This is a genomic window from Thiocapsa sp. (genome assembly GCF_022340925.1).
GTDB lineage: Bacteria > Pseudomonadota > Gammaproteobacteria > Chromatiales > Chromatiaceae > Thiocapsa.
Window position 1 is genome coordinate 1 of the sequence record NZ_JAJDNA010000064.1, and the last position, 9,011, is coordinate 9,011.

The window sequence follows — 9,011 nt, forward strand, 5'->3', positions numbered from 1 at the left end:
AGCCACCTCGTCGAGCCGTCTGGCCAGCACCGCGTTGTCGCTATAGGGATCAACGCCAAGGCGCGCGGCGATCTCGCGACGCTGCTCGGAATAGCCGAAGACGTCGGCGGCGGTGCGCCCGGCCAGCTTGGCCGCAAGCTCCGCACTGCTTTCATCGGGGACGGGGTCGGCTACTTCCAGGGGCGCGCCCGGCAGCCGGCTCCCGGGTCCGTCGGTCACCGCGGCCGGCGCGCTGTCCCCGGCATGGCGGTCCTGGACCGCCTGATAGCCGGTCTTGGCCGCGCGGACGGTTCGCTTGAAGAAGCGGCCGACACCGTCCGGGACACCCTTGAGAGTGTCGTCCGGGTTCTCGATCAGGTGCTGGAAGCTGTCCTTGAGTTGGCCGGCCGCGTGCTTGAAGCCGTCCTTCGCCAGGTCATCGGTGTCCAGCCGGGCAAGCTCCGCGAGTGCCGCGATCTCCTTGACACGCTCCTGGGCCAGCGCCGGCGAGCCTGGGCTGAAGCTGCCGAAGTCAGAGTCGATCGTGAAGCGGGTCAAGAAGCCGTCCGTCGGCACCCGATCCTGAACCCGGTGGTGCGGGCCGGACAGGGCCGACGCCGGCAGCAGGTCGGCTGCGTTCAGTGTCGGTGGAGGCTCGTAGCGCGCCAGCGGGGGCGATGTCTCGGTGGACCCTGCTGCCTCGGCGTCATCCAGGGCGGCCTGAGCCCCTGCGGCCAAGGGCAGAAAGAGCAGGATCGTCAAGCTGAATGGGGATCGGACTAAGCTCATGTCGGCGCGGGCTGGCGGTTGACGTGGGCAGCAACTGTAGCCGATCGGCGCGTCGGCGGCGACCGCCCGTGTTTTTCTGCCCGCGGACGGCAGCGATCTGGTACAGCGCGAGATTAGTCTCCGCTGCCGGCATTTCCGGAAGTTGCGTTCCATGCATTTCAAGACCAGACCGACCACGCCCGTGCGCCTGATGACTGGACCGGATCAGGCGCCAGTGGACCCGAGTCGTTTTCTCTCGCAAGTCGGCTGCCCGGCTCTCTCGGGAAGGCACGGGCGCGACCCGGATCCGGCTCGGACGCTGAGCGCCGGTCCACCGCAGGAGGGTCGGAGAGTCCGCGCCAGCGGTCAACGCGACCACCGCGGGTGCTGGTGGTCGAGGACGATGCGCTCAACCGCCGGATCGGGACCGAGCTCCTGGGTAGACTCGGCCTGAGGTCGGAGACGGCGGGGACGGGGCCGAGGCGCTCCGCCGGCTCGACCAGGGTCCGCGCGGTTTCGGCGTGGTGCTGATGGACGTGCAGATGCCTAGGATGGACGGCTTCGAGACCACCCGACTCAGACAGTCCCCGGCCAAACGCCTGCCGCCTGCACTCGAGCCGGCGCCTGCCATAATTAAGTTGGGCGCTCGGAGCACCGCGTTTTCGGGTCGGGCAGAAGCCGGGCAGGGTTCCGCCCCGCTGCTGCTCCGCCCAGATTCCTTGGGGACGGCCTTGTTCCCGGCACCAGTGGGCTGCGTTGCGGACAAAGCCCGGCCGGTGAGGACGCGCCCCCTCTCGCCAGAGACTCTCTGACGGCGATCAATCTCTCCATCAGGAGGATCATGCCAATGAAGATCCCCTTACAGGTCACGTTTCGCGGCTTTCCCCATTCCGATGCCGTGGAAGCGAACGTGCGGGACAAAGCCGACAAGCTCGACCAGTTCTTTTCCGACATCATGAGCTGTCGCGTGGTCGTGGAGGCACAACACAAGCATCATCAGCACGGCAATCTCTACCACGTCAGCATCGACCTGTCGGTGCCTGGACGTGAGCTCGCGGTCACTCGCGACCCCTCGGAGCATCAGGCCCACGAAGACGTCTATGTGGCCATCCGCGACGCCTTCGACGCCGCCCGCCGTCAACTCGAAGATTACGCACGGGAGCTGCGGGGCGACGTCAAGACCCATGAGCCGCCGGAGCGCGGCCACATTGTCGAGCTGGTGCCCGCGGAAGACTTCGGCCGGATCGCGACGCCGAATGGTCGGCTGGTGTATTTCCACCGCAACAGCGTGCTGGACGCCGATTTCGATCAGCTGCGAGAGGGCGACGAGGTCACGTTCGCCGAAGAGGACGGTGAGCTGGGCCCTCAGGCTTCGACGGTGCGCGTCACCAGACGACACTGAGCCCTGAGACGCCGATCGGCTGACGGTTGGTGGATAACGCCCCAGCAGCGGAGACCGCGCCTGCGCAAGAGCCGTCCGCCCTGCCCGGCCCTCCTGATCCTGACAGGCCTCGAGTCGATGCCGGTGAATCTGGTGCAGACCCTGCCCGCGACCACCTGAACGGCATCATGCCCGATCGCCGCGCCCTCGGGTCTGAGCGGGCCCGGAGTTGTTGGCCAGCGCGACGCGAGACGAACCTGGTCTCCGCAAGCATCCATCCAGGGGTTCACTCAGGTGCGGATGCGCCAGAGTCCCTCCAATCCGCGCCCAACCTGGCTCGAGAGGCCGCCAGGGCCTCGGGCAGCCAGTCCGGAAGCGGGGTCGGCGCGGCGTTCAGGGCCCAGCCGTTGGCCCGTGCCTCCGCTTCGATCGCTTGGATCCGCCGCCCAGGGTCCGGGTGGGTGTCGAGGAAATCCATGTGCAGCCTCGCGGTCGAAGCCGCCTCGCCGCCCAGGGTCCGGTAAAGGTCCAGCGCACCGGCCGCATGGCCATACACCGCTGCCAGACCCCGCAGACCGGCGCTGTCGGCTTGCTTCTCCTGCGTCCGGCTGAAACTGAGGCTTGTCAGCAGGCCCGCCTCGCCGATCACCTGCTTCGCGATGTCGTTGCTGGACACACCCGTCAGCGCACAGAGCGCCACGGCCATTGCGGCGCCCCGCCCCAGTGAGACCGTCGGGTCCCGATGCAGGACATGCGCGATCTCATGACCCATGACCATGGCCAAGGCATTCTCGCTGTCCATCCGCTCGATCAGGCCCCGATAGACCACCAGATGCCCTCCGAGCGTGGCCAGCGCGTTCACCGTCCCCTCGGCCGAGTAATACACCCTGACCGGCATATCAGGTCCCATGCCCATGGCAGGCGCGAGGCGATCGGCAAGCCCTTGAAGATAGACCTCGATGCGCGGCTCGATCGGCCCCGCTTCCTCCCTGAGCGCGGCAACGAAGGGGGCCGCAAGACCCACCTCGTAATCGAACGGGATGCGCGGAGCAACCCATCGCGCGGCCAGCCCCAGCGCGGTCAGGCCCGCCGCCAGGAGTCCCAACACCCCAGCCGTGAGCCAGACGAACTCGCGTAAAGGGCGCCTGGCGCTGTTGTTGATGCCCTCGGGGAGGCGCGGGTTGCGGTATTCGACCATGGTCAGTCCGCCACCGCGGTCCCGTAGGCCAGGACCTCGACGGTCCCGAGGGCGTTCTCTCCGCCCTTGGAGATGGACGCAGTCTCGATCTTCACGTTGAAGATCTTGCACGGGCCCAGGCGCTGGGCCTCCTCCTTCATGCGCAGGACGGCCTCCCGCCGCGCGCGATCCAGCAGCCCCTCGTAGCTGGTCACCCGCCCGCCGACCAGCCCACGCAGTCCGGCCACGAAGGCCTTAAAGTAATCCGCCGAGACACAGACGCTGCCGCTTACCAGCCGGCTCTCCCGCCATCGATGCAAATCCGGCGGGACCCGCGCCGAGAAGACCATGACCCGCCGCAGCGCCTCTTCCCGCTCCAGAATGGACTTGTAGTGCCGCCGCTCGGCCCCGCTCCCGAACGCATAGCCCAGCGCCAGCAGGACGAGGATGACCAGGATCCCGTTCACGGGGCATCCTCCAGACGCACCGCGGTGCCGTATGCAAACAGCTCGGCCGCTCCCTGGGCCACCGACGAGGTGGAGAAGCGGACGTTGAGGACGGCATTGGCGTTGAGCGCCTGCGCCTGGGCGACCATGCGCTCGATCGCCTCCTCGCGGGATTCCTGGAGCAAGTCCGTGTAGGCCCGCAGCTCACCGCCGAAGACGTTCTTGATGCCCGCCAGGATATCCTTGCCCGCATGCTTGGCGCGCACCGTGCTGCCCTGCACGAGACCCAGGTGCTCGACGACCCTGCGACCAGGGACGACCTCCAGATTCGTCAACAACATGAACGGGCTCCTCGGACTGGGGGAAAGGAAGGGTCGAGATCGCGGGATGCACCCTCCAGCCCTGCCGCGGGCAGTTCGGGTGTCAGTCGCGCGCCTGCCGGATCGCCCATCTGGAAAGTCGCGGCTGTCGGCCTTCCCTCAGGTAGACCGGAGCCCATGAGGGGCCTGCGCGAAGCAGGCGGCCACGCCGCACGGTGAGACCCGGCACACCCATCGGCATCCCGGAGGCGGAGCATGTGGACAGGGGATCGCTGCGCTCTCCCCATCCCGCATGCCGAGCGCCGGGGCCTGGGGAAGCCGCTGCGCTGCGGCCGGCCCTAGCGGTCCTTGAGCTCGCTGATCCGTGACTCGTACTCGGCCTTGATACAGCCGCGCTGGTCGTCGGACTTCCAGCAGTCATTACGCCCCTTCACCCAGCCGCGCTGCTCCGCCTTGAGCGTGCCCTGCTCACCGGCCGGGGTGTTCTTGAGCGCCGCGGCGTAGAGCTCGGCGAGGCTGCGGTCCAGCGACGCCAGCTCCGAGTCCTTGCAGATCAGCTCCTCCGCCTCATGGGAGGCCTTGCTGCAGTCGAAACTGGGCTGCGACGCCTGGGCAAGGGGGGCGGCGAGGCAGAAGACGCCGAGTAGCGTCAGGGTGTTCTTGGTCATTAACCTCATCTCCGGCTCTGGTCTGAGTCTGATGGGCTTGCACGGGCAATGGAGCTCGATCTAGATCAGAGCGGGCCTTAGCGGCGGCAGTCACCCTCTGTCAGATAGCGTCCGGCGACCCAGCCGGTGACCCCCTGGTATTCAACCTTGCACCAGCGCGGGTTCTCTCTCGCGCGCTTCTCCTGCTGCGCGGGCGACAGCTCGGTGAACGCCTGGAAGGTCAACCCTCCCTTGCAGCCGAGGTTGCGGATGCAGGTGCCGTCGCGCGGGATCTCGCCGACCTTGCGTGCATGGAGGCCCGGCTCGGCCCGGATGTTCAGGACGTCGCCTTGGGCGACGCCTTGGACCGCGTAGAAATCCGGGCCGTCCGCCTCCGCGAATACCGCTCCCGCGGTGTGACTCATAGCCAGACCGACCACGAGGCCGACGCGCCGGGAGCAGGGTGAACGCCCTTTGGCGGTCCGATCCCCCTTCGCCGGGCGAAGCACTCCGGACTTCCAATTGGCCGTGAGCAAGGTTAGTTTTGATCGGATGTCGTGCTCTCCGGAACGCCCGTCGCGCGGCAACCGGCGGGTCAGGATGCCTGTCCTGAGTGGATCAATCGTGGGTGCCGCTTGTGCTTCCATCTAAATTCCCCGGATCGATTCCCCGCGCACTCCGGCTTCTCATGCCGCTGTGGCTGTCCGCGTGCTCCAGCATCTGGAACGCGAGCGACCTGGCCGAATGGGTCAAGCACCGCGCCGTCGAGCAGGGCTGCCAGCGCGAGACCATCCAACTGGCGGAGTGGTACACCGAAACGGCCGAGGGGAACGTCTGGCGCGGGACCTGCCGGGACGCCCACGGGAGCTCCAAGTCGTTCGGGATCGATGTCGACCCGGTACGGAAGCCGTCGAAACCTACGACCTGAGCCGCCGGGTCTCATCTCTCGTCCGTTGCCTCTTCGACCTTCTCAGCGGCGTCATGGACGGCTTTCTCAGCGGAATCCGCCATCGTATCCGCACCTTCTCCCACCTCGTCGACACCCTTTTCCACGGCTCGACCCGTCGCATCCGCCGTCTCCGCGGCCTTCTCCTCGACCTGCTCGTAGCCTTCCTTGACGGCCTCCCCCGCTTCCATGGCCATCTCGCCAGCCTCCTCCTTGCCCGCCTCGACGGTTTCACCCGCCATTCTCTTCACCTCCGCGGCACTCTCCTTGACGGCATCGGCCGCCTTGTCCGCCGCCTCGCCTGCGGACTCCTGCGCTTGCTCCCCACAAGCCACGAGCATAGAGGCTGCAATCAACAGCGCCGGGATACGGATGGGTGATTTCGATTTCATCGTCATGCTGTTCTATTCTCCAAGTCAGATTACGCGCCGCTTCAATCACCTAAACACACGTCAACCGAGAGCGACGCACCCGCCCTTACAAACGGTTGCCCTGCACGATGGTCTCGGCATTGGCAACCCTGCCCTCGCGCGCCCGCTCCGGCGGCAAGCTGACGGGACGCCGAGAGCGTAACGGTAACAGAAACGTTTGGGGATCGGGGATACCCCCGCCAGAAAAAACCCGACCCGGTGAGGCTGAAATGACCGGCCATCCCGGCCCCGGCTTGACAAGTGGCTCAAGCGTCTAGGGCAGTGGGGCTGCGACCTCGAATTCCGGTCGAGACAGACGATCTTGGAGGCCGCAAAGAGGCCGCCCCCGGGATCCACTCTTGCAGAAATTCCGGGGGCGGTCGGCGCACACGTGATGGTGTGCGATGGGGCGCGGCAGGCGCGCCGATGGTTTTACTGCACCTCGATCCGCCGACGCTCGGTCTTTTCGGTCTTCGGCAGATGAATCTCGAGCACCCCGTCCTTGAAGTCGGCCTTCGCTTGTTCGAGCTCGACACCTTCAGGCAGCCGAATCGAGCGGGTAAAGCTGCCGCGCGCGATCTCGGACCGATAGTAGGTGCCCTTTTCTTCGGTCTCCTCGTGCTTGCGCTCACCCTTCAGTGTCAGCAGCTGACCGCTCAGCTCGACATCGAGATCCTTCTTCTCGACGCCCGGGACCTCTGCCCGCACCAGGATCTCCTCTTCCCGATCGATCACATCAACACGCGGCGTCATCTCCAACGTCTCCTCAAGACGACCCCACTCCGGCCACATCTCACGGAACGGATGCATCCACCCGTGGTGCCAACCGCGACGCATCAGGTTATCGAAGGCGCGATCCATCTCGTCGAAGAGTGTCAGCTCACGACGCGGGACCGCTTCCCCAATCGCTTTGCTTTTGGTTTTCATGGCAGTCCTCCTTTCTCTGTTACTCCCACTAAAAGTATAGCTCGAAAGCGCGCGCCTACAATTCTGGAAGCTCATTTTCATTCTTATAAACATGCTCTTATAGAGAAATACGTTGCTCCACGCGGGATGCGCTCAAGCGGCCAGTGCCAGCCGGCGCACCGCCGCGAAATCCGTCTTGCCGCTGCCCAGCTTCGGGATCGACTCGACCCGGAGAACCTCCGAGGGGATGCTGAGCGGATTCATGCCCGCCTCCACCAGCCGCTTGCGAATCCCATCCGCTCCAATCTCACCGGCGACCAGGAGCAGGATGCGCTCACCCTTGCGCTCGTCGGGGAGGCTCACCGCGGCGAGCTCCAGCTCGGGCTCACCCAGGGCTCGACGGATCTGCTCCTCGACCGCGCCGAGGCTGATCATCTCCCCGCCAAGCTTGGCAAAGCGTGAGTAGCGGTCGACGATGGTGAGGAAACCATCGGCGTCCAGGTGCCCCTTGTCACCCGTCTTGTACCAGCGCTGGCCATCCAGCTCGACGACCGCCTCGGCGGTCTTCCCCGGGTCCTTGAGATAGCCCTTCATCACCTGCACGCCCCCGATCAGGATCAGCCCGTCCGCGCCCGGCGGCAGGGTCTTGAGGGTCAAGGGGTCGACGATGCGAAAGCTGGTGCCCGGCAACGGTAGGCCCACGGTCCCCGGGCGTGAGCCGGACTGGATCTTCCAGGTCTCGGTCTCCAGCGCATCCGGGACGTTGACACTCGCCACCGGCGTGGTCTCGGTGGCCCCGTAGCCCTCGTAGATCGGCTTGTTGAATTTGATCGCGAAGGCCTCGCGCACCTCAGGTGCCAAGCGCTCCGCGCCGGCCACCACCACGCGCAGGGATTGGAACATGAGCGGGTGGATGCGCTGATTGCGGACATAGAGCCGCAGGAAGGTCGAGGTGCTGCACAGGACGGTGGCGCCGTAGCGGGCAATCGCCCTGGCGGTGCCGACCGCATCCGTGGGGTCGGGGTGACAGACCATGGGGATCCCCTCCAGCAGCGGCAGGAAGGTGGTCACCGTGAGACCGAAGGCATGGAAGGGCGGCAGGTTGGCCAGAATGAGGTCGTCCGCCTCGGTGTTCAGCACGTCCGAGATCTGGCGCACGTTGGCCATGATGTTGCGATGGCTGAGCTCGATCCCCTTGGGGGCTCCCTCGCTGCCGCTGGAGAAGAGGATGGCTGCCGTCTCATCCGGGCGGGAGGGCCGACCGAAGAGCCAGAGCAGGAACCGCGCCGGCAACAGGCTCGCGACCGCCAGCATGGCGAGCGCCTCCAGCTTGCCGATCTCGCTGCGCAGCCCCTCCATCGGATGCAGGGTCACCTCGGCGAAGGCGGCGTCCAGATCGATCCCGCGCTGCCGCAGCTTGGCGATGAAGCGCTCCGAGGTGATCACATGGCGCACGCCTGCGTTGCGCATCCCGGCCAGCAGAGCCTCGCTGCTCGCGGTATAGTTGAGATTGACCACCTGCTTGCCGACCAGGAGACCGGAGAGGTTCGCGATCGCGGCGGCGCTGCTCGCGGGCAACAGGATGCCGAGGGCAGGCTCACGCGCGAGCCGCCGGATGCGGCGGGCGAACAGCAGGACCGCGGTGAGCAGACGCCGGTTGCTCAGACGGGTGCCCACCGAGTCGATCACCGCGACCTGAGCGAGCGCCCGCTTCGCGGCTGCGACCCAGGCCGCGGGCAGGCTCGGCAGGGTCGCGGCATGGGTCTGCCAGGAGGTCACGGAGAGCTCGAACACCGCCTGCTTGACCCGCTCGGCGCTCGCCTCTCGGGTCAGCGGACGCCCGAAGGCGACCAGCACGTCGCGGCTTCGCCCCGCGCGGCGCATCGCCTTGAGCTTCTCGCTGGCGTAGGAAAAGCGGCTCCCCCAGAGACCGCGCAGATAGAAGGGCAGGATCACGCCGTTCGTCGCCGCCCGGGCGGATCGCTCGAAGCCGCGCTTGAACTCCGAGAGCTGTCCGTTCTTGCTGATGGT

General features: G+C 66.6%; 11 protein-coding genes. 2 read left to right on the plus strand and 9 right to left on the minus strand.

What is annotated here, in order from left to right:
* Nucleotides 1-741, minus strand: a 741-nt coding sequence (locus tag LJE61_RS08230; protein WP_296918029.1) for a hypothetical protein, incomplete at its 3' end; no start/stop codon positions are given.
* An 853-nt stretch (nt 742-1,594) separates the two neighbouring features.
* Here LJE61_RS08230 and LJE61_RS08235 point away from each other — a divergent pair.
* Complete coding sequence (locus LJE61_RS08235) at nt 1,595-2,149, plus strand: HPF/RaiA family ribosome-associated protein (RefSeq protein ID WP_296918031.1); 555 nt, start codon at nt 1,595-1,597, stop codon at nt 2,147-2,149.
* Nucleotides 2,150-2,414: 265 nt separating this feature from the next.
* Here the strand turns inward: LJE61_RS08235 and LJE61_RS08240 are convergent, their stop codons facing one another.
* From LJE61_RS08240 to LJE61_RS08260, 5 genes are all read right to left on the minus strand, one after another.
* Complete coding sequence (locus tag LJE61_RS08240; protein ID WP_296918033.1) at nt 2,415-3,326, minus strand: M48 family metallopeptidase; 912 nt, start codon at nt 3,324-3,326, stop codon at nt 2,415-2,417.
* 2 nt (nt 3,327-3,328) lie between these two features.
* On the minus strand, nt 3,329-3,772 hold the full coding sequence (locus LJE61_RS08245) for a YbjQ family protein (RefSeq protein ID WP_296918035.1): 444 nt from the start codon (nt 3,770-3,772) through the stop codon (nt 3,329-3,331).
* The gene (locus tag LJE61_RS08250; RefSeq protein ID WP_296918038.1) at nt 3,769-4,092 is read right to left on the minus strand and encodes a YbjQ family protein; all 324 of its coding nucleotides are present in this window, start codon (nt 4,090-4,092) and stop codon (nt 3,769-3,771) included. Before LJE61_RS08250 ends, LJE61_RS08245 begins: the two co-directional genes overlap by 4 nt.
* Before the next feature lie 317 nt (nt 4,093-4,409).
* A complete protein-coding gene (locus tag LJE61_RS08255; protein WP_296918040.1) occupies nt 4,410-4,739 on the minus strand; it encodes a lysozyme inhibitor LprI family protein in 330 nt (109 codons plus the stop codon).
* A gap of 77 nt (nt 4,740-4,816) precedes the next feature.
* Nucleotides 4,817-5,143, minus strand: coding sequence for an SH3 domain-containing protein (locus LJE61_RS08260; RefSeq protein ID WP_296912154.1), 327 nt, complete (start codon nt 5,141-5,143; stop codon nt 4,817-4,819).
* 263 nt (nt 5,144-5,406) lie between these two features.
* Here LJE61_RS08260 and LJE61_RS08265 point away from each other — a divergent pair, with 263 nt between their 5' ends.
* Nucleotides 5,407-5,646 (plus strand): hypothetical protein, encoded by a 240-nt coding sequence (locus tag LJE61_RS08265; RefSeq protein WP_296918042.1) that lies wholly within the window; start codon nt 5,407-5,409, stop codon nt 5,644-5,646.
* 11 nt (nt 5,647-5,657) lie between these two features.
* Here the strand turns inward: LJE61_RS08265 and LJE61_RS08270 are convergent, their stop codons facing one another.
* From LJE61_RS08270 to LJE61_RS08280, 3 genes are all read right to left on the minus strand, one after another.
* Complete coding sequence (locus LJE61_RS08270) at nt 5,658-6,062, minus strand: hypothetical protein (RefSeq protein WP_296912151.1); 405 nt, start codon at nt 6,060-6,062, stop codon at nt 5,658-5,660.
* A 444-nt stretch (nt 6,063-6,506) separates the two neighbouring features.
* The gene (locus LJE61_RS08275; protein ID WP_296912148.1) at nt 6,507-7,001 is read right to left on the minus strand and encodes an Hsp20/alpha crystallin family protein; all 495 of its coding nucleotides are present in this window, start codon (nt 6,999-7,001) and stop codon (nt 6,507-6,509) included.
* A gap of 132 nt (nt 7,002-7,133) precedes the next feature.
* The coding region (locus LJE61_RS08280; RefSeq protein ID WP_296918044.1) for an AMP-binding protein at nt 7,134-9,011 on the minus strand (1,878 nt) is incomplete at its 5' end.

Coding starts and splice junctions, on each gene's coding strand:
- LJE61_RS08240 (WP_296918033.1), bottom strand. CDS start 3,326: ATGGTCGAATACCGCAACCCGCGCCTCCCCGAGGGCATCAACAACAGC.
- LJE61_RS08270 (WP_296912151.1), bottom strand. CDS start 6,062: ATGACGATGAAATCGAAATCACCCATCCGTATCCCGGCGCTGTTGATT.
- LJE61_RS08265 (WP_296918042.1), top strand. CDS start 5,407: ATGCCGCTGTGGCTGTCCGCGTGCTCCAGCATCTGGAACGCGAGCGAC.
- LJE61_RS08255 (WP_296918040.1), bottom strand. CDS start 4,739: ATGACCAAGAACACCCTGACGCTACTCGGCGTCTTCTGCCTCGCCGCC.
- LJE61_RS08275 (WP_296912148.1), bottom strand. CDS start 7,001: ATGAAAACCAAAAGCAAAGCGATTGGGGAAGCGGTCCCGCGTCGTGAG.
- LJE61_RS08260 (WP_296912154.1), bottom strand. CDS start 5,143: ATGAGTCACACCGCGGGAGCGGTATTCGCGGAGGCGGACGGCCCGGAT.
- LJE61_RS08235 (WP_296918031.1), top strand. CDS start 1,595: ATGAAGATCCCCTTACAGGTCACGTTTCGCGGCTTTCCCCATTCCGAT.
- LJE61_RS08250 (WP_296918038.1), bottom strand. CDS start 4,092: ATGTTGTTGACGAATCTGGAGGTCGTCCCTGGTCGCAGGGTCGTCGAG.